Origin of the sequence: Vibrio kasasachensis (genome assembly GCF_050337565.1) — a bacterium.
Lineage (GTDB): Bacteria > Pseudomonadota > Gammaproteobacteria > Enterobacterales > Vibrionaceae > Vibrio > Vibrio kasasachensis.
In genome coordinates, this window is record NZ_JAKJTB010000009.1 from 29,932 (window position 1) to 52,141 (window position 22,210).

17 protein-coding genes are annotated in these 22,210 nt (G+C 40.8%); 9 read left to right on the forward strand and 8 right to left on the reverse strand.

Annotated elements, in window-relative coordinates; all coding sequences use genetic code 11:
* Window positions 1-29 precede the first annotated feature (29 nt).
* The 5 genes from ectB to L4C38_RS03050 all read left to right on the forward strand — a co-directional run bounded on the left by ectB (window position 30) and on the right by L4C38_RS03050 (window position 6,164).
* Entirely contained in the window at window positions 30-1,298 is a 1,269-nt protein-coding gene (ectB, locus tag L4C38_RS03030) for a diaminobutyrate--2-oxoglutarate transaminase (protein WP_428796052.1), read from the forward strand.
* A gap of 14 nt (window positions 1,299-1,312) precedes the next feature.
* On the forward strand, window positions 1,313-1,699 hold the full coding sequence (locus L4C38_RS03035; RefSeq protein ID WP_428796053.1) for an ectoine synthase: 387 nt from the start codon (window positions 1,313-1,315) through the stop codon (window positions 1,697-1,699).
* A gap of 78 nt (window positions 1,700-1,777) precedes the next feature.
* Window positions 1,778-3,202, forward strand: coding sequence for an aspartate kinase (locus tag L4C38_RS03040; RefSeq protein WP_428796054.1), 1,425 nt, complete (start codon window positions 1,778-1,780; stop codon window positions 3,200-3,202).
* A 334-nt stretch (window positions 3,203-3,536) separates the two neighbouring features.
* Complete coding sequence (yfcC, locus tag L4C38_RS03045; protein ID WP_428796055.1) at window positions 3,537-5,069, forward strand: putative basic amino acid antiporter YfcC; 1,533 nt, start codon at window positions 3,537-3,539, stop codon at window positions 5,067-5,069.
* Between the two features lie 99 nt (window positions 5,070-5,168).
* Window positions 5,169-6,164, forward strand: a complete 996-nt coding sequence (locus L4C38_RS03050) for a succinylglutamate desuccinylase/aspartoacylase family protein (RefSeq protein WP_428796056.1) — start codon at window positions 5,169-5,171, stop codon at window positions 6,162-6,164.
* A 123-nt stretch (window positions 6,165-6,287) separates the two neighbouring features.
* Here the strand turns inward: L4C38_RS03050 and L4C38_RS03055 are convergent, their stop codons facing one another.
* The 3 genes from L4C38_RS03055 to L4C38_RS03065 form a co-directional block, all read right to left on the reverse strand.
* Window positions 6,288-7,058: a slipin family protein gene (locus tag L4C38_RS03055; RefSeq protein WP_428796057.1), complete on the reverse strand. Its 771-nt coding sequence runs from the start codon at window positions 7,056-7,058 to the stop codon at window positions 6,288-6,290.
* Between the two features lie 9 nt (window positions 7,059-7,067).
* Window positions 7,068-8,444 (reverse strand): NfeD family protein, encoded by a 1,377-nt coding sequence (locus L4C38_RS03060; protein ID WP_428796058.1) that lies wholly within the window; start codon window positions 8,442-8,444, stop codon window positions 7,068-7,070.
* A gap of 153 nt (window positions 8,445-8,597) precedes the next feature.
* Window positions 8,598-11,333, reverse strand: coding sequence for an EAL domain-containing protein (locus tag L4C38_RS03065; protein WP_428796059.1), 2,736 nt, complete (start codon window positions 11,331-11,333; stop codon window positions 8,598-8,600).
* A 637-nt stretch (window positions 11,334-11,970) separates the two neighbouring features.
* Between L4C38_RS03065 and L4C38_RS03070 the strand changes: the two genes are divergently transcribed.
* Both L4C38_RS03070 and L4C38_RS03075 read left to right on the forward strand, forming a co-directional pair.
* Complete coding sequence (locus L4C38_RS03070) at window positions 11,971-12,426, forward strand: GNAT family N-acetyltransferase (RefSeq protein WP_428796060.1); 456 nt, start codon at window positions 11,971-11,973, stop codon at window positions 12,424-12,426.
* 327 nt (window positions 12,427-12,753) lie between these two features.
* Window positions 12,754-13,761 (forward strand): tetratricopeptide repeat protein, encoded by a 1,008-nt coding sequence (locus L4C38_RS03075; protein ID WP_428796061.1) that lies wholly within the window; start codon window positions 12,754-12,756, stop codon window positions 13,759-13,761.
* Window positions 13,762-14,110: 349 nt separating this feature from the next.
* On the opposite strand, the gene L4C38_RS03080 is transcribed toward L4C38_RS03075, so the two are convergent.
* Window positions 14,111-15,376, reverse strand: a complete 1,266-nt coding sequence (locus tag L4C38_RS03080) for an MFS transporter (protein WP_428796062.1) — start codon at window positions 15,374-15,376, stop codon at window positions 14,111-14,113.
* A 116-nt stretch (window positions 15,377-15,492) separates the two neighbouring features.
* On the opposite strand from L4C38_RS03080, the gene L4C38_RS03085 reads away from it, so the two are divergent.
* Entirely contained in the window at window positions 15,493-16,266 is a 774-nt protein-coding gene (locus L4C38_RS03085) for a helix-turn-helix domain-containing protein (RefSeq protein WP_428796063.1), read from the forward strand.
* Here L4C38_RS03085 and L4C38_RS03090 read toward each other — a convergent pair.
* The 4 genes from L4C38_RS03090 to L4C38_RS03105 are packed head-to-tail and all read right to left on the reverse strand — an operon-like array spanning window position 16,223 to window position 20,263.
* Window positions 16,223-18,667, reverse strand: a complete 2,445-nt coding sequence (locus L4C38_RS03090) for a carboxypeptidase-like regulatory domain-containing protein (RefSeq protein ID WP_428796064.1) — start codon at window positions 18,665-18,667, stop codon at window positions 16,223-16,225. The two genes, L4C38_RS03085 and L4C38_RS03090, sit on opposite strands and share 44 nt — an antisense overlap.
* On the reverse strand, window positions 18,655-19,344 hold the full coding sequence (locus L4C38_RS03095; RefSeq protein WP_428796065.1) for a fimbrial biogenesis chaperone: 690 nt from the start codon (window positions 19,342-19,344) through the stop codon (window positions 18,655-18,657). Before L4C38_RS03095 ends, L4C38_RS03090 begins: the two co-directional genes overlap by 13 nt.
* Window positions 19,341-19,766, reverse strand: coding sequence for a DUF4402 domain-containing protein (locus L4C38_RS03100; RefSeq protein WP_428796066.1), 426 nt, complete (start codon window positions 19,764-19,766; stop codon window positions 19,341-19,343). The genes L4C38_RS03095 and L4C38_RS03100 overlap by 4 nt, the downstream gene beginning before the upstream one ends.
* 41 nt (window positions 19,767-19,807) lie before the next feature.
* Window positions 19,808-20,263: a DUF4402 domain-containing protein gene (locus L4C38_RS03105; RefSeq protein ID WP_428796067.1), complete on the reverse strand. Its 456-nt coding sequence runs from the start codon at window positions 20,261-20,263 to the stop codon at window positions 19,808-19,810.
* A 1,032-nt stretch (window positions 20,264-21,295) separates the two neighbouring features.
* On the opposite strand from L4C38_RS03105, the gene L4C38_RS03110 reads away from it, so the two are divergent.
* Complete coding sequence (locus L4C38_RS03110) at window positions 21,296-22,165, forward strand: GGDEF domain-containing protein (protein ID WP_428796068.1); 870 nt, start codon at window positions 21,296-21,298, stop codon at window positions 22,163-22,165.
* The last annotated feature ends 45 nt before the right edge of the window (window positions 22,166-22,210 follow it).

Genomic DNA, 22,210 nt, shown 5'->3' on the forward strand with positions numbered 1-22,210 from the left:
AATCAAAATAGGAAATATACGGTCTTATTATGGACATATTTAAAAAGCAAGAATCAAAAGTTCGTTCGTACTCAAATAGTTTTCCAGTGGTATTCCAAAAAGCTAAAGGGTGCTGGCTAGAAACTGATAATGGCGAGCGTTACTTAGATTTCCTTGCTGGAGCTGGTTCTCTAAATTACGGTCACAATAACCCTATATTGAAGCAAGCACTGCTTGAATATATTGAAATGGATGGTATTACCCATGGTCTCGATATGCATTCAGAGGCGAAAGCTGCATTTTTAACGGCTTTTAATCAATTTATTCTTGAACCAAGAGAATTGGAATACAAAGTTCAATTTACGGGGCCGACTGGCACCAATGCAGTTGAAGCTGCACTCAAATTGGCAAGAAAGGCTAAAGGCAGAAGCTCTATTGTGGCGTTTACCAATGGTTTCCATGGTTGCACTGCGGGTGCATTGGCAGCGACCGGTAACCAACATCACCGCAAAGGGGCACCGGATGGCAGCCTAGGTGGTGTTACACGTATACCTTATGAAGGTTATGCCGGAATTGATGGCTTGGCTTTGTTTGAAACGATGCTTAATGACAACTCAGCAGGTATGGATAAGCCAGCCGCGGTGTTACTTGAAAGCGTTCAAGGTGAGGGCGGTTTAAATGTTGCTTCTAACCAGTGGCTTCAGCGCTTGAGTCAAATCTGTAAAGCTCACGATATTTTGTTGATCGTAGATGACATACAAGCCGGTTGTGGTCGTACAGGAACTTTCTTTAGCTTCGAGCCATCAGGTATTACTCCAGATATGGTTACACTTTCCAAATCTATTGGCGGTTACGGTTTACCTATGGCGGTAGTCCTGCTTAAACCTGAGCTGGATATTTGGAAGCCTGGTGAGCATAACGGGACATTTCGTGGCAACAATCATGCCTTTGTTACCGCGGCAAAAGCACTAGAAATATACTGGTCAAACAACAATTTTGAGCAGCATATTGCCAAGAGTTCGGACAAAGTTGCCAACGTAATTGAGAAAAATATCTCTCGCTTCCCAGACTTATTTGTAAAGCTGAAAGGTCGAGGAATGATGATTGGTATTGAGTGCCGAAATGGTGCGATTGCGAGCGATATAAGCAAAGCCTGCTTCGCCAATGGTTTGATTATTGAAACCGCAGGACCAAGCGACGAAGTGGTTAAATTTTTCTGTCCGTTGACCATTACCGAATCAGAGTTGGATCAAGGACTTAGTATTTTTGAACAAGCAGTGGAAGCCATTGCTGAAAAACACTTCAAGAAAGCATCTTAAGGCAAGGAAGTAGCATGATAGTTAGAACGTTAGAAGAATGTCGTAATAGTGAACGACGTGTAGCATCTGAAACGTGGGAAAGTGTTCGCATGTTGTTGAAAGATGACAATATGGGTTTTTCGTTCCACATTACGACTATTTATGAGAATACAGAAACTCATATCCATTATCAGAACCACTTAGAGTCGGTCTATTGTATGAGTGGTGAAGGTGAGATTGAAGTCGTTGGGGGGAAAACGTACCCAATAAAACCGGGTACTCTGTATATTCTTGATAAACACGATGAGCATTACTTACGCGCCTACAAAGATACTCCAATGGTAATGGCTTGTGTGTTCAATCCTCCAATTACCGGTGCAGAGATACACGATGAAAATGGCGTTTATCCGCTAGTAGATTAATCGTGATTGAGTGGGGCAGGATGCCCCACCAGTTTTCTGCATTTAGCTTTCGCTATTCATTTCGACCAAGGAATTTTCATGACTTTTACCGTAGAAAAAATCGGCGGTACTTCTATGTCTGCATTTGATGCAGTGCTAGATAACATCATCCTTCGACCTAAACAGCCTTACAACCGTGTTTTCGTAGTCTCGGCTTATGGTGGCATGACAGACGTGCTGCTTGAGAACAAGAAAACCAATAAACCTGGTGTATATCAGCTAATTGCAAAGCGAGATGAGTCGTGGGGTGAAGCACTGGCACAAGTTGAAAGGCAGATGTTATTCATCAATGAAAATATTTTTGCCGATCCTATGAATCGAATGCGCGCCGACAAGTATATTCGTGCTCGCATCGCTGAAGCGAAAAACTGCATAAGCAATATTTTGGATACTTGCCGTTATGGGCAGTTTTCACTTCGCCATTACCTCCCACAAATTAGAGAGTTTTTGTCATCGATTGGTGAAGTACACAGTGCATTTAATACCGCGTTGAAACTAAAAACGTTAGGCGTCAATGCTCGATTTGTTGACCTTTCAGGATGGGACTCGACGCAGCCGTTATCGTTAGATGAGACGATAAAGCAAGCTTTCTCTAATATTAATATTGCAGAGGAGTTACCTATTGTAACGGGTTACGCTTATACCAAAGATGGTTTAATGAAGACTTATGATAGAGGCTATAGCGAAATGACCTTTAGCCGGATCGCCTCAATTATTGAAGCAGATTTGGCTGTCATTCATAAAGAGTATCATTTAAGTTCGGCGGATCCTCGAATCGTAGGTACTGAAGAAGTGTTGCCAATTGGGCGCACTAATTATGATGTTGCCGATCAGTTGGCGAGCCTAGGGATGGAAGCTATTCATCCTAATGCCGCGGCGGGGCTAAGACAAAGTGGTATTGAACTACAGATCAAAAATACCTTTGAGCCTGAGCATCAAGGCACCTTGATCTCATCAGACTACAGCCCAGAGACAGATAAAATTGAGATCATAGCTGGTAAAGAAAAGGTGTTCGCTTTACATTTATTTGATCAAACCATGGTTGGGCAAGTGGATAACGTCAGTTATGATTTGATGCAAATTATTGCAGAAGCGCGTGTTAGCCTAATTGGTAAAGAGATGAACGCCAACTCAATTACTTATTATTTGGGTGGCAGCGAAGATGCGTTGAATAAAGTTTTGTATCGAGCTGAAAAGCGGTATCCAAATGCTTCCATCAAGGGAAGAATGGTAGCGCTAATTTCGGTAATAGGCTCGCAGATTGATACCAATAAAACGTTGACCAAAGGTGTACTTTCGCTAATGGATAGTGATGTTACGCCAATAGCTGTCCATTCGTCGATGCGAAATGTTAATGTACAATTTGTGGTTAGAGATGGTGAATACCAACAATCTATCTGTGCACTGCACAAGACATTTTGCAAACATGCGAGCAATAAAAAAGATACAGGCAAGGTTGCCTAATAAGGCGTGGCTTATTCGTTTTAGCAGTGATGCTGGTGGATGAGCCACGATATCTTTAGCTGCGATTGCAGAGCATGTTTTTAACCTTGAAATTTGTTTTATACATACCACTTTACCCTTCTTCCAAAACCTCAAATTATTCACGTAAGTAAATTGTTATTTGGGTTAATAATCCGTCAGGATAATTAACTTATCCAAAACTATTTCTGTTTAAAATTCCACCGCAGTATGCTGATATAATGAATTTATAATCTGATAGTAACTAATATATTGACTTATTATGCTGAAATTTGCGATATTCCACGCAACTTATTTATTAGCTTGAAAATGATATATGTCTCACACTCATGCACAGCCAGCGGATTCGGCTGTAACGAAGAAATCTTGGCAAATGCCAGATACCCTGATTTTAATATTCATTGTCGGTATCTTTGCTGCGGTTCTAACTTACTTAATCCCTGCAGGTCATTTCGATAGCCAGCAGGTGACATACATGGTCGATGGTGCTGAAAAGACACGTACGGTTATTGATCCATCTTCCTTTGCTTACGCAACTGATGAAAGCGGTGATCTTGTTTATAACAAAATTAGCCTTTTTGCATCAGGTGGTGGTATCGGCTTGATGAACTTCCCTTTTGAAGGACTAGTCTCTGGTTCTAAATGGGGGAGTGCGATTGGTGTGATCATGTTCATGCTGGTGATCGGTGGTGCTTTTGGTGTGGTAATGCGCACAGGCACGATCGACAACGGTATTCTACGCCTGATCGATAAAACCAAAGGTAATGAAGCACTATTCATTCCTGCTTTGTTCATACTGTTCTCACTTGGCGGGGCGGTATTTGGTATGGGTGAAGAGGCTGTGGCCTTCGCCATTATCATTGTTCCTTTGATGGTTCGCCTTGGTTATGACGGTATTACTACTGTGATGGTAACGTATGTTGCAACCCAGATTGGTTTTGCAACATCGTGGATGAACCCATTCTCTGTTGCTATTGCACAAGGTATTGCAGGCATCCCTGTACTATCGGGTATGACAGTACGTATGGGGCTATGGGTAGCCTTTACGCTTATTGGTATGTTATTTACCATGGCTTACGCTGCACGTATCAAAGCGAACCCTGAATTGTCTTACAGCCGTCGCACTGACGCATTCTTCCGTAAACAAGAGCTATCAGAGACAGCATCGCGCTGGGGCCTAGGTGACACGCTAGTAATGTTAACTGTTCTAGCGGCAACTATTTGGGTTATCTGGGGGGTTGTACTTCACGCTTGGTACATTCCAGAGATCGCATCTCAGTTCTTTACTATGGGCTTTGTTGTAGCAATTATTGGTACGATTTTCCGCTTAAATGGTATGACATTAAACGAAGCTGCTGGTGCCTTTAAAGAAGGTGCAAGCGTTATGTTGGCACCTGCGCTGCTTGTTGGTTGCGCGAAAGGGGTTCTACTAATGCTGGGCGGCGGTGCAACAGACGAAGCAAGTGTACTGAATTCTATTTTGAACAGTGCTGGTGGTCTGATTAGCGGTCTACCTGATATGGCGGCTGCATGGTTAATGTATGTCTTCCAAGCAGTGTTTAACTTCTTTGTGACTTCGGGTTCTGGTCAAGCAGCGTTGACTATGCCTTTACTTGCCCCTCTTTCGGATATCGCCGGCATTTCACGTCAAGTTGCGGTATTGGCATTCCAGTTAGGTGATGGTTTTACTAACGTTATTGTACCTACATCAGCGCCGTTAATGGCGACGCTGGGAGTATGTCGTATAGACTGGGGTGATTGGGCAAGATTCTGTTGGCGCTTCATGCTGCTATTGTTTACGCTAGCGAGTATCACGGTTGTCGGTGCACACTTGATGGGCTTTGCATAAGCGATAGTCAAATTTTTTATGGCGAGATTTTATTCTCGCCTTTTTTATTTAAAGAAATCCTTGATTGGATTTCTTCTGTTTTCAGGAGAGAACATCTTAATGGCGACACAATATTTAGATGACGTAATTCAAGGTCACCGTGTTATCCAATCTTTGGATGTAGCTGATTTGCCAGCAGGTGAGCATAAGTTTATGTTCCAAATTGCAACGAATGCGCTGTCACAATGGCAACATTTACCTGTATTAGTTTTTAAAGGCGATAAGCCCGGTAAGAAAGTCATAATCACTGCGGGTGTTCATGGTGATGAATACAATGGTGTTCTAGCGGCGCAAAAGACCGCGCGAGAATTAGTAAATAAAGAGTTAGCCGGTACGGTGACTATTGTGCCTATGATTAACTTAACCGGTATGTTGAACCACAGCCGTGATTTTTTCTCAGCCGATCCTGACTCATCGCCATGTAACTTAAACCGTTTCTTCCCGGGTGATGCGAAAGGAAATGAAGCAAGTCGATTTTTGTTCACACTTTGGAACGAGTTATTGCAATCAAATGCTGATTTAGCCATTGATCTGCATACGCAAACAACAGGTGCAATTTACCCATTATATGTATTTGCCGATTTTCGTTTGGATCAAGCGCTTGAAATGGCGCGTTTAGTTAACCCTGATGCTATCTTAAACGATCCAGGTGATGCAGGTGTGCTTGAGACTGTATGGAATAGAAGTGGTATTCCAAGTATTACTATCGAAGTTGGTATGGGGCGCTACACAGAGCAAGATCTAATTGATCGCACCGTAACTGGTATCCTAAATATCCTCAAACGTCATGAAATACTGCAAGGTGAGGTTGACGCGATAATTCCGTGTTTGGAAGGAAGGGATATTGTCAGTATACGCGCTGAAGTCGGCGGGTTTGTGGTCGCGCAAGTCAGCATGATGGAAGAAGTAAAGCAAGAGCAGCTTTTGGCTATTCAGTATGACAGTTTCGGTGATGAGCTAATCCGCTATCATGCTCCGGTTGCTGGAACGGTATTGAGCTACAACATTGAAGCCATCCGTGCTCCAGGCTCACTGGTTGTGCGTTTAATCAACTAACAATGTTCTAGCCGTATTTAGAACGGTTACTGTTAGTGGTTATCATGCCGACAGTTTGATTTCAAAGGTCTAAGCTACGACATTTCAAAGTACTTAGACCTTTTCTGCAACTATATTTTCCCGCTATTTATCATCACTACTTTTTAATTTTCCTAACTCCGACAAGCTTTCAACCAAATTCATTGGCATCGGGAATACTATGGTTGAGGTCCTATCATTGGCGATTTCAGTCAGTGTTTGCATGTAACGTAGTTGAAGCGCATTTGGCGCTTGGTTGAGCATTTCTGCTGCTTGTTTTAGTTTGTTAGAGGCTTCGAGCTCCCCAGTCGCATGAATAATCTTGGCTCGTCGATTACGTTCGGCTTCCGCTTGTCTCGCCAAAGCACGAACCATACTTTCATTGAGATCGACATGCTTAACTTCTACGGTAGCGATTTTGATACCCCAGTCATCAGTTTGTTGATCGAGTATTGCTTGTAGATCTTTATTCAAGCGCTCTCGTTCTGCTAGCAGTTCATCTAGTTCATGTTGACCAAGTACTGATCGCAATGTTGTTTGCGCCAATTGGCTGGTGGCATCAGCATAACTTTCAATGTTGTTGATAGCCATTTGTGGGTCGACAACGCGGAAGTAAACCACTGCATTGACTCGCACTGAAACATTATCTCTTGTGATTAAATCTTGCGTTGGTACATCGAGTACGATGGTACGAAGATCCACGCGAACCATTTGTTGAACGAATGGAATTAAAATGATTAAACCCGGTCCTTTCACTTCTTGGAAGCGTCCGAGGAAAAAGACAACGCCTCGTTCGTATTCGCGTAGTACTTTGAAAACTTGAGTTGCGAGGGCGAAGAGAAGAACCAGTACAACTGCGATAGTATAAAGTAACATGAGTACCTCCTAGTCATTAGCGCGTTGTTGCCTAACCGTTAAGGTTAAACCGTGAATTTGTATTACCTCGACTTTGTCACCCATTTTAGGCGCCTCGGTAGGTTCGCATAGTGCAGCCCATAGTGTTCCATTTATTTGCACTCTACCTTTTCCTTGTACGAAGGTGTCGGTAACCGTGGCGACTTTGCCAAGAATCGTTGATATGCCAGTTGTCACGCCTTTATGCCTTATCCTGAGCAGCAATCCGATGGTTAATATGATGAGTAGAGCAGATACCGCTGCGATACCGAAAATCAACGGTAGAGCAATTTTAAAGCCGGGTAGGTCACTATCCAGAAGAAAGATAGAGCCTAAAATGAAAGCAACAATGCCTCCTAATCCTAATATGCCAAAACTCGGGCTAAAGCCCTCAGCCACCATAAGAGCAATGCCTAACAGCAATAATGCGAGGCCCGCGTAATTGACAGGCATCATTTGTAGGGCGTACATAGCCAGCAATAAGCAAATACCGCCTAATACTCCTGGTAAACCGATTCCTGGGTTATAGAATTCCAGCAACAAACCGTAGATACCGATGAGCATGAGTATGTACGCAATGTTTGGGTTAGTGATAACAGCGAGCATCTCTGCGCGCCAGTCAGGTTGCCTTTGTTGAAAAGTAGGATTATCGAATGAGATCTCAACTTTGATGCTATTTAAGGAAATGGTTTTGCCGTTGGCGAGACTGACCAGTTCCTCAGGTGAAGACGCTATGTAATCAATTACGTTGAGGGCTAACGCTTCAGTGGAGTCGAGGCTCGCCGCTTCGCTGACGGCTTTCTCTGCCCACTCAGAGTTCCGATCATGTAATTTTGCTAGACCTTTGATATATGCTTTCGCGTCGTTGATGACTTTTTTTTCCATCGCCGTTTTAGCTGGTACTTTTTCGGTATTCTCAGGTGATGTCGGTGACTTATCGGCAGTGCCTTCAGATTCAGCAGGAGAGTCATCACTGGGCTTACTTGGGCTAGCACCCCCGAGTTGAACGGGTGTCGCCGCGCCTAAATTGGTTGCTTCGGCCATTGCCGCAATATGGCTAGCCAGTAGGATGTAAGTACCAGCACTTGCGGCGCGGGCACCGGATGGACCGACCCATGTTGCGATGGGTACATTAGAGGTGGTGATAGCGCGTATGATGTCCCGCATTGCGCTATCGAGCCCTCCCGGAGTATCCATTTTTAAAATAACAAGGCTCACTCCTGAGCTTTGGGCTAACTCAATTTCCCTACTGATGTAATCACTAGTTGCGGGTCCTATTGCTCCGTTTAGTGGCACAATCCAAACGGTTTGTGCGTTGACAAAGATAGAAAACATCAGAGTAAAACACAGTATCCATAATTGTTTCATACAGTCCCCCTTATTGAGTGACTGACGCAAAATCGAAGAATTTTGCTTTAAGTATAGATACGATAATAGGAATAGAGGAGTCGACCTCTATTCCTATTTGGTTTGAAGAGAAAAAACTATTCCGATGACTTGCTTCTGTATCGCTTTAGACCATTATGAATTCGACGGGGTGAATTGTTTAAGGGCATCTTCCTCGCTCATGGGTTTGTAGAAGTAGTAGCCTTGAATTTCATCAATATTCCAAACTTTCAGTTTTCGAACTTGGCTAGCCGTCTCAACCCCTTCAGCAACGGTGGCTAGCCCAAGTTCGTGTGCCATGTTGGCAATACTTCTAAGTAGTGTTTTTGCTCTGTCATTTGTTTCAACTTGATCGATATAGGATTTATCGAGCTTAACCACGTCTAGTGGGAAAGAGCAAAGTGTACTAAATGAAGCGTATCCAGTACCGAAGTCATCTAAAGCTAATTGGACGCCTAATTTTTTAATCTCATTCATTCGGTTAATGGTTTCAGTCTCTACACCCATTAGCATGCTTTCAGTCAACTCAATGGTGAGTTGCCCTGCACCAATATCAAATTCGGTCATAACTTGCTTTAGATATTCTGTTAAGCAAGTATGGTAAAAATGCTTGGCACTTAGGTTTACGTGAATTGACAGTGTCTTCGAACCATCTTGACAGCGACGTTTATTTATTTGGTTAATAAAACGACACGCTTGATAGAGTATGGCTTCGCCAAGATCAACGATTAATTGATTTTGCTCAGCAAGAGGTATGAATACGTTTGGTGAAATTATACCTAGAGATGGATGGAACCAGCGTGCTAAGGCTTCAAATCCGTTGACTTCACCAGTTTGAGTATCAACAATCGGTTGGTAAAAAGCACCAATTTGCCCCGAGTCAATTGCGCTTTTCAGTTCACGGTTGATAGTAAGTGATGTCTGCGCTTGTTCTGAAAGCTGTTCTCCCATCAAGAGCACTTCATTGTATTGTGATTCTAGCTCTGTTTGCGTGGAGTAATAAGCGGCTTGAAGAAGATATTCCAATGAGTGATGCGTGAGTTTAGAGTCAACTAGAACCGCTTTGCAGCTAAGATCGATTGATAAACCAGAGACTTCAGTTTTTATAGAAAATTTGTCGATCAGTTTATTGGCTGAACTGAGTGCAGAATCAAAATCAGTAGAAATCGGTATAATCGCAAGGAATTCAAACTCACTAATACGCCCAATCTCATATTGGTTAAATTGTTGCTTAAGGATACCTGATATGTGGCGAATTGCGTCATCAAACACTAAGTGTCCGTAGACTGCAGAAACCTGTTTTAACGGGTCTATTGAGATATACATAATTGAAAACTGATTTGGTTGAGTATCGATGAGATGTATCACTCGATTCAAAATAGCAGGTCGATTGTTTAACCCCGAGATCGGATCTTTTCCTTCTAGCTCTCTAATCAATTTTAATTGTTTTTTCTGTTCCCTTAGGTCGTGGATAAGTAACATTAAAGCACTTTGACCAGTATGTTGAATCAATGCGGCTTCAATATGGCAATCAATTTCTTCTTTATTGCTGGCGATCATTTTCGCCTCAAAGCTACATTGCCCATTTTCAATTTGTTGATACATCTCTTCAACTTGGCATTTCTTAGCGTTACTTGAACAAAGTTTGGTTAATGACTCGTTGACCAACTCTTCTTTTAAATAACCAAGAAGCTCCAGTGCTTTTTGGTTTACATCCATTATCTGCCCTTCGAGAATCACAAGCATACCGACTGAACGGCTTTCATAAAGAGCTCGGTATTTTTGCAGAGTGTCTTGAGCTTTATCTTCAGCAATTAATGCATGGGTGGATAATACTTCGACAAGGCGTGTTGCCTTATCAAGCTCATCACTTTTTCCTTGATTTAAATCTTCCAATTTATATTTGGCGAATAACTGATTAATACCGTTTTCAAAGGTATTGAATTTATTTGTGACACCTTTTCTAAACACAAAGAATGTTAAGCCTGCGATGAGGCTGGTACTTAAACCTACAGCGGCAAAAAGGTAGGAGAAAAGTAGGTTGCCTTTGTTGTAATGTTCACGAGTAATTTCGGTTTTTAGGTAAGTAATCGGTGCTTCATCAATACCAGTAATTGTTGTCAAAAGGACAATGTTTTCAGTTTCTCGTAAGATTACCGAATTATCCTTAGATGATGCCAAAAGCGATGTAGTTTGACTTGGTAGGTCAAACACCAACGCATTATTAGTTGTGAGTATAGATTTGAAATCTCCCGGGAAACTTGAGGTGAGATTTTTCCCCCATAGAAGCCATCCCGTAGAAAGCGACGTTCCTTCGCTATTTCTAACTGGCGTGAGGCTAACCACCCATACATCTTGATTTACTTTGAATAATCCTGACAAGCTCTGGCGCATGTCGTCTGCGCCTAAGTTCATTTGGGCGATGTGGTTGATAATATGATCATGGCTCATCAAAGATGAAAGCTGTTGAACAGAGTTTATGGATTGGCCTTCTCTAGAAAGGTAGTCCAGAACCATCCCATCTAGCGTTACAAACGCCATTAAATCAACTGACAACGTATCGAGCGTCTCGATGAACAGATTGCGAGCTCGGTAGGAGGCTACATCATGCTCTTTGAGTAAATAATAGGTTTCATCCCAAGACGCCCAGTCATAAGAGCGTTCTTCTTGTTGGTGCACCATCATTTCGATAACCGATTGGGCTTGGTTGCCGGCTCGCGATATTTCCATATTTTCAAGTTCATTTAGACTGTACAGAAAAAAGTAGCGACTGATGAACAAGAAACTGATGATCATCCCTGTGAGTCCCAAACTGAAGTACATCACGGTTTTGTAGCGCAAATTTGAGTTAAACAAGCGAAATGAATTCATTAAACTAAAATCTATTATTGTTTTGATAAGCAAGTGTAATGGTAGTTTACCATTGGTGTCTTGATATATGTCCAAATGTGAATGAAAATTTGAGTCATTGGAGTACTGATATCCCCTTAGTTATGCAAAAGAGAGTATATTAAACACACCGTACAGTAGGTATCTTCACCGGTTACATCTAGTTAATAAAAATTAACAGTTTTGGCTTGTGGCGTAGAGTTTTGTTGTTAATCTCTGAACAGTTGTAAATACTTGGAAATTTGTATGTTTATTGTAAAACGTTTAATTAAATTGGCTATTATCACATCAGTATTCCTAACTATTTTTGATCTTATTTCATATGGTGAGGTGACTTGGGTGTATCGATTATTCGGTATTGCTTAGTATTCACCCTGCATATTTATTAAGAGCCAAGTGATTGTTATTATTTGGCTCTTTCTAGAACACATCCCAATTTTCTTCTAGCTTATATCTCTAAGTCACGGTAAAGTTAAGTTTAACATTTTTGTAACGTAGTGTTTGCGATAGTTTAGCCTGTATTGCGCCTGCCTTTATCTGGATTTAGTGCTTGATATCTGTGTTAGTCGGTAACAACTCACTATGGTCATAAGTTAAGAATTAACTCAATGGAAAAAATATGAATTTAGTCATAGGATGTGACTCTTTACTCATGGCGCAAGCAGTAGGTGTTAGAGCGCAGGTGATTGTAGGTGAGTCACCGACCTCACACGAGTTAGGTTTAGATGGGAAAGACCTAATCTCTCAGCATGCAATACTCTATGACGGGATGCAGGTGGTTGGCGCTGCACGCTTAATACTAAGTGACGGTTATGCCGAGCTTTCAAGAGTGGTTGTTGTTAAAGAATATTGTGGCAAGCAATTGTCCAGCATTCTAGTTGAAAGCCTTATTAAATATGCGAGAAAACAGAAAGTAACTGTATTGACAGCATACGCTGATTCACATTTAACAATGTACTATCAAACAATTGGGTTTGAGTTTATTCAACAAGTAAGGGAAGGAGTTGAGGGCGCACGACATTCGATTGAAATGCGTATGAACTTGCATAATGAACGTCTCGACCAACCTGCCTAATTAACCATTTTCAATGACTAGTTTATATAGGGGACTACATGGACAGTAGATTCTAAAAGTTGCATCCACTCTAAATTGAATAAGACTGCATCCGCCTATCTGATACCGAGATTAACTGAAAATAAAATCCTGTTGAGTTAAAAAAACACCCACTATATTAATGAATCGTTGTGGTTATAACAGCCAATTAACTTAATCCCCTTGATAAAATTATTTAATTGCGCAATTTGACTAGAGGTTAAAAGTTTCGTGATACAAACTGCGTTTGAAATTGAAATATTTGCTATAGTCCTTGTTAAATCAAGTTGTTACATGGAAAAGTTTTAAATGGTAAAGCAAAGTTGTACTGTCTTAGCGTCTCTCTCCGTTTTATTGTCTGTTAATGCATTAGCTTATGACCTCAGTGAGGAATATTTCGAAGGAAAAGATCTAGAGATATTGAAAGCTGCGGAAACTTCAAACGACCCTCAACTGTTATTATCAGCCGCCAATTTACTAATAGAAGATTCAATGTTTGAAGAAAACATTGAGAAGGGTTATGAGTATATTACCAAGTTGGCGCAAGCTGGTGATCAAAAGGCTATCATCATTCTGGCTGACCACCATTATGGTAACGATGAATATGAACAAGCCCTAGCTTGGTACCACAAAGCTGAGCAAGGTAATGATCCCTATGTCCAGTATAGTTTGGGTGTAATGTATTTTGATGGTGAAGGTACAGAGGTTAACTACCAAAAAGCTAATGAGTACTATCTAGCTGCGGCAAAAGGTGGTGATTCAGATGCGATGTATCAACTTGCATTCTCTTACAACAATGGCAATGGCGTTGAACAAGATTTTACCAAAGCCGCGTATTGGTTTGAACAATCTGCAAATCTCGGTGATGTTAGTGCGATGTACAACCTTGGTGTTTCTTACCTAAAAGGTGAGGGTGTTAGTGCTAACTGTAGTAAAGCGATGCAGCTATTCGATGCAGCTATTGAGCAAGACGAGCATGCATTATCTTACGTGAAAATGGGCGACATTTATTCTTACCCTGAATACAAAAAATCATGTGGTTTTAAAACTGTCGACTACAAGAAAGCACTCGAGTATTACACCGCTGGCGCAATGGAGGGGAATGCTTACAGTCAGTATTCGGTAGGTTATGCGTATCGCAATGGTCAAGGCACTTGGAGTGATTTCGTTCAAGCGCTTGCATGGTTTGAAGTAGCGCAAGAATATGGCGATCCAGACGCAGCTAAAGAAATTAGTGACGTTAAAAAATATATGTCGCCGGAGGATATTGCAGAAGCGATAGTAGTTAAAGATAAACTACTTGATGAAATCTGGTGATCGTCTGCTTGGGTTAGTAATACCGAACCGACTTAATAAACAGCTTTGTTAGTAGATTGGCATTAAGAGTTCGAACCAAAACTCACTAAGAAATTAGCTATCCTAAGGCTGCACCAGTCGAAGAGAAATCAGTCGGTATCATCCTCTAGGTTTCCAATTCAATACATCTTAATCAAGCCCCAAACCTTAACCGGATGGGGCTTTTCTTTGACTATTTTATGGTGGAATTTTGCAAAAAAAACATGGCTTAATCTGGTGTTAAAGGCTGTGTGATAGTTGGTAATAAACGATTTACTATGGTGGATTGGTCAGAACGTGACGTCTAGACTGCTAATTAGCGCTAGCGTGATCAACTCAATAGTTTTTCATTAGTTAGAGTGGTGGATGCTTGTGGCATCTTCAAATACCAAAAGCAGCTCATGACCAGCGCTGCTGCCGCAATCATCCAACTGGTGCTAATTGAATAGATATCAGCAATGTAGCTGAACAAACCAGCTGAAAAAATGGCGCCACTTGATATAGTGAAGGAGTATAACGACAATAATGTCGACCGTTGTTTAGACTCAATAACATGGTTTATCAATATACGCTCGGAGTTGTACCCAAGGGTGAACAGAAAGAAAAATAACAGATATAACAGAGTGAAAGTTTCTGGTGAAGCCGCCTGCGCAAGAAGCATTAGTACGACGCCAGAAAACCCGCGAGAGAAGAACAGCAAATTGCGATGAGAACCGTTTAACCACGCCACAGCTTTTACTGAGCTAAACGATGCTAATGCTGCCATAGCGAAGTAAAGTGATGAAATTACCCCAAAGCGTGCGATTTCAGTATTCACTTGCAACAACATAAGTTGAGGTTGCCATAGTGTTTCTACTGTACTTAGCACTAAGCCATATACGAAACCAGCTAAGAGCAATGGTCTTAATATACTGTGGTTCAGGCTTGCTCGTAGAGTCACGAAACCGTGCTTGATTACACCAGTTTTAGTCGCGGAGGCTTCATCTGTAGTGTTATCAGCTTTAAAGTTAGATTCTTGAACGATGACTTGAGTCAACATCAGAAGTAACAAAGACAACAATATGGTCATAATAACGTTGCCATTAAATTGGTAGCCCTCTGAAGTTGACCAATTTTTATAAACAAACGGTAGTTGCCCTCCCAAAAAGCAACCAATGCCTATGCCCAAGGTAAGCATCACATTGACCTTTGCTGAGGCTTGGTGGTAAGTGATATTTCCTTTTAGCCTGTGAAACTCTTCGTAAAACCACGCATCTAACGTACCGGAATAAACGGCTCTCGCTGAACCTAATAGAGCAGCGGCAATCATCAAACTGACAAAGCTATTGGCATAGAGTGTCACAACACAGCCAAGCATCGTAATTAACAAAGAGATCTGATACACCCGTTTTCGACCATATTGGTCAGCAGCCCCACCCAAGGGCACTTCAAGCAAAGCGTTACATCCTACCCAAACCGTCATGACGATGCCTATCTCTGAGAGCGTTAATCCGCGAGATTGATACAGTAAAATGATGATGGGTATGGTTAAGCCAACAATTAACCAATGAAATGCTTGGTGTACTGCATACAGCAGCGTAAGTTTTTCTTTAGACATATAAGACTCCTTTGATAAGAAAGTGTCTTATATGTGACCTTGTGGCAACAAATTAAGAATAAGGGTAGTATAGTGATACTTAAAGTGTCGAGTCGTGGCTTGTTATGGAACAAAAATTGCTGAACGAAATAACGAGATTGCTAAAAGTTGAGCTCAAAAAACATAATATGGCGTATCGAGATCTTGCACTGGTGCTAAGTATTTCCGAAGTCAGTGTTAAGCGGTTACTCAATGGGCAACAGGTCATTTCATTACAGAGAATACTGACAGTGTCTGCACATTTAGGTATTTCCTTATCAAAACTGATCTCTCAAGCGGAACAAAACGTTAATCAGCTGATCTTTTTTACTGAGCAGCAAGATGAAGCGTTCTTTCAGTTTCCGCCACTGTTTACGTTGTGGAGTGAGTTGGCAGAACAGAGAAAGGTTGAGAAAATCGCTGAGCGTTATGATTTAGACCCTGCATCGCTCCATACTTATTTACGTAAATTAGAGCATTTGGAGCTAATTGAGTTAGATATTGGTAACCAATACAAATTGATAAAACCCAGCCATACCGCGTTTGAACGAGGGGCTAAGTATCCAGTATTCTTTGTAGAGGATGTGTTATCTAGGCTAAAAAATAGAGTGCTAAATATAGAGGCTGACGACAGAAGTGCGTTTTTACTGAGTATGAAGGCGGAGCTCACGGCTGAAGAGTTTCAAGAAATTAATGATCAACTGGACGAGTGGATGTTTAACAAATTGAAAGAGAGCCAAGCCGTTACTACTCGGCAAGAGCTAAACACTCAGCCATATACGTTTGGTTTTATGGCAGCGAAGGGCGCATTTCATGATCAACTACCGGTTATTCCGCGAGTTGACGATTCGCTTCGAAGTCGTCTAACGTAAAATCCATGCCACTTATCCAAAAATCGCCATCTATTTTTTTGGACATAACGTATTCACGCTCCCCAATTTCCAAAGTAATCATATAGTGCCCATCGATAAGCCCCTCAACCACGTAGAAACCGTCTTGTTCCACTACGCTGGCGTATTCATCTTGTTTTTGTAAATGTTTAAAATAGATAAAGGCTTTATCTTCAATATTGGCCTCAATAAAACCATCAATACCAAATGAAGAAATAAGTACGATATCGACTTCGGTTGTGGCTATTTCACGAGTATCTAAAAGCACAGGATTGTGCTCAGGAACCAAACTTAAATCAAGGGTGCTTTGGTTGATTTTAATCGCCAGTTCTTTACGAGCAGGCACGCGATCAAACTGATACTCGCCGTTCTCGTTGGTTTCGACATATTGATTGAGGAGTTGAAGGCGAACATCGGCAATAGGATTCCCATCTTGGTCGGTCACTTTCCCTTTTACTGTGCCATAACTGTATTCATCCCAATACGTGAACTGGCTAGTATCAGCAGAGAAATTGGTTTTGCCGGCAAACTCAGTCGTCAGCGTTAATTCATAGCTGTCTTCATTGCCATTTAGAGACATCGATAAATAGGGATTGATGCTAGCACTTAAAGAGGCATGGTAATCCAGTTCGTCATCGTGGTATTGGAGTTGAATACTTGTTGATAGATCTTCAAATAGCCCAAATTGAGCAAGCCAGCAAGAATCTGAACAGTCACTTCGAATACGTGCACTACTTTGCTCATGCCGACCAGAATAATCAACTGATGATGAAATACTCCAAGATATATCAGCAAGTCCACTACTTGTCAGTTCAAAATAGTGGGTTGAATGACTTGTTTCGTTGAGAAAAGAGTACTCATATTTAGGTTGGTAATTAAAATAGAGTGAGCGCCCGATCCTGATACCAAGACGGGGATTGATGTCATAACCGTTTTCATCATATTCGGCCGAGGTATTAAAAGCGAAAAGTGGATTATTCCACGAATATTTCAAACTGTGATAGGGAATATCATCAATTTCTAAACTGTGACTACGATTTAATTCAACAGACATTGATTGATAGCGGGAAAATTGCATGTTCAATTGAATAGGCCAACGGTCTTGACCGGGTAGCCAACCCACTAGTGCTGACATCCAATGTGCTGGCAATAATTGAGTTTGTAAGCCTATTTGATGTTGTTCTTCCAAGGAGAAAAAAGAAGCGCCAATGGTGATATAATCATCAATGCCATATTCAGCGGAAAGCGCTCCGGTTTTTCCATCTTCACCATTGTATGTAACCTCAGTTAGCCATTCACCTTTTGGTAAGAAGTCACTGTCGATTCCCGCGACAGTCAATTCTTCTTCTGCCCATAAACCTTCACCTAGGTAATAGCGAAAAGTGAGCGTATCACCAGGGGAGATATTGTCTTCATCTATGGTGAATCTTCCAAAGGCGTCTGAGCGATAGCTGCTGCGGTAGATCCCGTTAATAAGTAGGTCTACTTCTATATTCGGCTTAGTGCTATTTTGCAGTTGAATATTACCGAAACCGGTGGAGGTAACGCGATTGGTGTAATACAACCCGTTCTCAATTTTCTCATTGTTAGTGAAAATTCCCCCATCAAGAAAGACGTGACCTATCTCCAATGTGCCCTCGCCTTGGTTGGTTTTAGCTGCAATACTGTAATAGTTGACGGGTTCGGATTGGCTCGAATCAAGTGAAAGCTGGCTTAAGGTATTTTGTGTACTGAACATTGAATCTGACAACACATATAGATCTTTATAACCGGTTTCATTATATGTGATGCTGGTAGAGAATCGTGTGGATAAACCAATACCATCAGATGGGAGATGGACTGGTTGCCTTTTCCTTGAAGAGAGCTCTAGCGCTTGGTCTCGTGAACTCTTTTTCATTTTTTTGATTTGTTTTTCTAGGTCAGCAAGTGTTTTAAAACCTTTGTCCATATGCAATTTATAGTCAAGCAAATACCAGTTAAGTTTAACTGGTAAGCATTGGCCAATGGATCGCCAGTGAACCAATATTTGCTCTTCAAAGTTTACTGTCTTGATTGTGGAGTATTCTTTGGTGGCTTGATTGCACTGCTTGTTGAGCAGATCAATCTCATAAGGCGGGTTTTCTTTATTAATATCGTTCGGTAAGTAAAACTGACAGGAATAAGAGCGGCATTCGCCAATCATCCCTAGTTGGTAAAGTGCTAAATTATCAATTTTGAGATATGGACTCTCATCGTCATCCATAATGACACGATAAAAATCCTCGCTCGATTCATTCGTTTCTACCTCTATATGAGCAGGGAAGAAACTTTGAGCAAATAACGTTTGGCTAATTACTAGGAGAAATAGCAGCCAAACGTTATTTTGTTTGACTACATGTCGCATTTATATATGGTTTTGTTCTCTTGAGTTAGAGTTACGATTTCATTTTGTTCTTTTTGTTTAGTCAAAATTGATTCTCGGAGGAGAATTAGTTTCTGTTTATTTTTGGTTGAACTTTCAATCATTGCGTTAAATTGATATTTGCTGTGATTAGTGATGCTAATCGAATTGTTTAGGCAATCAAAAGATACTTTTTGTACAGGTGTCCCTTTCTGAATGTAGATAGGGACATATGTTTGAATTTGGAAATTGAGGTCAAAATTACTTCCTTCGGAATTGACGGTCTGGGTAGCTATTTTTTCCTGCTTTTGGGTTGGTGTAAATTTTAGATAAGAACGATACTCACCATCTGGAAGAGTGTTGTCTGCTAGAACTTGTACTCTTATTGTTCTTCTCTGGTTTGGTTTCAAATTTCGGATAACTGGAGGAGAAACTCGAATGTTCTGCGAATAATCTTCAATTGTTATGTTCGGATTGATACGCTCTGAGCCTGAAGTTCCAGTTTCTTCGTAATAGGGTCTTATTTCGAGTCTAATTGGAGTATCTGATGGGTTTTCAACAATGAACTCCGTAGTTGATGTTTTGTCGCCATCAACTAATAATCTTGTAGGCGCCACAAGTAACTGGGAGTAAGCGTTGCATGAAATAAGAAAAATGGAAAGTATCAGCGGTATTTTCATAGGTATTTGACCTCGAAATGAATTTCGTTTGTGTATACGCCAGGTGGATGATTGTAATTAATTAAGACTTGCGCACCTATACATAGTGGATTACTGAAACCTGTTTTAGTGATAGTCGCTATGCCACTAGATGAAAGATTGCATCCGTAATAGAATTTATTTATTGGTAGACTATTTGTATTGTTTTTTAGCTGTTGTTTGTGACTGGCTGTGACTTGAATTGTTTTTCCTGGGTCGCCTTGTACAATGAATGTAAATGCATCATGAGTGTTTGATTTTGGATGTGTTTTGGCTTTCTGATTGAACCCGGAAATGTGTGTTTTACTAAATTCTAGATTATTATTTTGATGAATTATATTAAGTGGAGCTGCACTGGCGACTCCACTTAATAATATAGCTAAATAAGCTAATAGTTGTTTCATTTAGACAGTTAGCTAACCTAATTTCTAAAATCGGTTATATTCTATTGATATTTTATTGCCACATCGATAGCGCCTGTAGTATATGTCCCCGCGACCAGCGTTATTCCAGTTAAATCAATAGTACCACCAATCAGAAGTTGGCCACTACTACCTGAGAACGTATGTGTAGATGGCGCAATTAATGCTAATGGGATCGTATTGCCACCATTATTAAGGATGACAGGGTCACTGTTGTTAATTACCACGTCTACCGTTTCTGTATCAGGACCTGTTATGTCGAATTGCGCTGCATCTGTGTGGCTAGCCGGAACTTCAATTGTACCTGTTTGACCAATATATGCCGCTGGGAATTTAAGATCTTTACCGAGAACTTTTTCAATAGTTAGTGCTGGTTTTACCTCTAGAGTCGCTTGGAATGTATCCGTTGCTGTTGCCATTACTTGCGATGTAGATAGAGCTAGAGCTGATACTGCTACTACTTTAACTAGGTTTTTCATATACAATCCTTTTTAAAATTGAATGATGACGCAGTAAAAAGTCCAATCACGTCACCAATTGTGAGCTAAATTTTGTGGGCGCATTATCGTCTGGTAATTAAGTTTAATCGTACGCCGCTTGATAGTAGTTAAGTTTACTATTCGGTTTGAAAACTACGATATGAATGAGGTGTCAGCAATCTAAAAATAACATGTCGAGAGCGTAGTGCGACTGATGCCAAATAATGCTTTAGCACTATCTAAAATGAGACAATTTATACATTTTCAGTCTTAAATATAAGACCAGCAGGTCTTGTGTGTATTAATAATAAGCCATTATTTCACTAGTTTTTATTTCTATCGAGTTAACATTAGTTTTCTTGAAAGTTGTTGGTGGAAAGTGTGTGCTTCAGTTTGAGAAGGATAATAATGAAGGTTTTTCTTATATGGAGAAAGCCAACATTGACATCCCATATAGCAGCATTACAAGGGGCTAAATTCTCGGAGCTGGTTAGACCAGTTTCTTTCGGTAGAACAGTCAGTTTACAAACATCGATTGTGATCATTTTTCAGCATCTTACTTGCGCTTCCGATGTTCAGTTAACGCAAAGGTTTGCGTGCCTTCTCATGAGTGAATTTTTGTGGCAACTGTCAGAGAATAAAGATGTTTTTTAATTAGTAGAACAATGGTTTCTGTTGTTTACTGTAGAATAGCCGCGTTGCACATTTTCGGTCTAATTGGTTAATGTGCATTTAGCGGTAATCATTACAACAAAGGCGTAAGTGTGCGTCTATTTGATTGTTATATACAGGTAATGATCAAATAGACGAGTAAGACAACAAGTGCATTGGAAGCAACATCTCTAGTTGGCGAAATTGAAACGCAATACCGTTATTACAGAGAAAGTGTATTAAGGGAATGAACATGCATTCTTTGGAGTGAGAATGTAGTGAGCCAGATTGGACCGTCGGTTGCCAAATTTAATCATCTGTAAGTAACAAATTAACGGTTGCAAAAATTGCAGTTTAACGTTGATAGAGCTTGAGGGTTCAATGGAACTAAGTAAACAATTGCAAAGAAACTTTTTTGAGTCATTTCCAGGTTTCTTAAGCATTAGAGACGGGCAACATCGTTTTGTATATATCAATGATAATTTTTTAGATTGGCTTAAAGAATTTACCGATGTGGACCCAATAGGCAAAACCGGACCAGAATTGGCAAAGGTTGTACCCAGCAATGTCGCGGATATGTTGCTTTCTTGCCATGACGAAAGTTTAAGGTTCTTAGAGTTCGGCGAGCTTGTCCCCAAGGTATTGAAGTTTGCTGGTCGTGAAGGTGAACAGTTTTTCGAGATCATAAAATTTAAACAACAAGTAGAAGATGATGTTTATATTTTTACCACTGGCTTTGAAGTGACTAAGTTGCATGAAAGTGCACGCTTGTATAAACAGAAGAGCTTAACGTGTGGGCTTACTGGTCTAAAAAACAAACGTGCACTTGTTGAGTTGATTGATGAAAAATCTGAATTTTCAGGCGTAGTGATTGCTATTGACCTCGATTGTTTTAAGCGAGTAAATGACGAAAACGGTCACCTGATTGGAGATTGTGTTCTCAACACGTTTTCACAAATACTGGTCAACAATTTCCGAGAGGATGATTTTGTTGCTAGGGTCGGTGGGGATGAATTCTTAGTTGTTTGCGAAAGCGTTTTTTCCTCAACTAATGTTATGCATCGTATTGAGAAGCTTGACGCGGAATTTAAGCAATTATTTTCTCAAGACTATCCGTATTTCAATTGGAGTTGGGGTTGCTCAGAGATTGTCGGCTGCTTGAACGAGGCAATTGATAATGCAGATAAAGTCATGTACTCAAGTAAACAACGCGCAAAAAAAGATGTTGGTGATCTCTGTGTAATCGTCTAATCGGAAGCCTTAAATGGTCAAGGTTGGGCAAACGTGATTAATTAT

Coding starts and splice junctions, on each gene's coding strand:
- L4C38_RS03095 (WP_428796065.1), bottom strand. CDS start 19,344: ATGAAAATACCGCTGATACTTTCCATTTTTCTTATTTCATGCAACGCT.
- L4C38_RS03075 (WP_428796061.1), top strand. CDS start 12,754: ATGGTAAAGCAAAGTTGTACTGTCTTAGCGTCTCTCTCCGTTTTATTG.
- ectB (WP_428796052.1), top strand. CDS start 30: ATGGACATATTTAAAAAGCAAGAATCAAAAGTTCGTTCGTACTCAAAT.
- L4C38_RS03050 (WP_428796056.1), top strand. CDS start 5,169: ATGGCGACACAATATTTAGATGACGTAATTCAAGGTCACCGTGTTATC.
- L4C38_RS03065 (WP_428796059.1), bottom strand. CDS start 11,333: ATGAATTCATTTCGCTTGTTTAACTCAAATTTGCGCTACAAAACCGTG.
- L4C38_RS03110 (WP_428796068.1), top strand. CDS start 21,296: ATGGAACTAAGTAAACAATTGCAAAGAAACTTTTTTGAGTCATTTCCA.
- L4C38_RS03060 (WP_428796058.1), bottom strand. CDS start 8,444: ATGAAACAATTATGGATACTGTGTTTTACTCTGATGTTTTCTATCTTT.
- L4C38_RS03080 (WP_428796062.1), bottom strand. CDS start 15,376: ATGTCTAAAGAAAAACTTACGCTGCTGTATGCAGTACACCAAGCATTT.
- L4C38_RS03070 (WP_428796060.1), top strand. CDS start 11,971: ATGAATTTAGTCATAGGATGTGACTCTTTACTCATGGCGCAAGCAGTA.
- L4C38_RS03055 (WP_428796057.1), bottom strand. CDS start 7,058: ATGTTACTTTATACTATCGCAGTTGTACTGGTTCTTCTCTTCGCCCTC.
- yfcC (WP_428796055.1), top strand. CDS start 3,537: ATGTCTCACACTCATGCACAGCCAGCGGATTCGGCTGTAACGAAGAAA.
- L4C38_RS03105 (WP_428796067.1), bottom strand. CDS start 20,263: ATGAAAAACCTAGTTAAAGTAGTAGCAGTATCAGCTCTAGCTCTATCT.
- L4C38_RS03035 (WP_428796053.1), top strand. CDS start 1,313: ATGATAGTTAGAACGTTAGAAGAATGTCGTAATAGTGAACGACGTGTA.
- L4C38_RS03100 (WP_428796066.1), bottom strand. CDS start 19,766: ATGAAACAACTATTAGCTTATTTAGCTATATTATTAAGTGGAGTCGCC.
- L4C38_RS03040 (WP_428796054.1), top strand. CDS start 1,778: ATGACTTTTACCGTAGAAAAAATCGGCGGTACTTCTATGTCTGCATTT.
- L4C38_RS03090 (WP_428796064.1), bottom strand. CDS start 18,667: ATGCGACATGTAGTCAAACAAAATAACGTTTGGCTGCTATTTCTCCTA.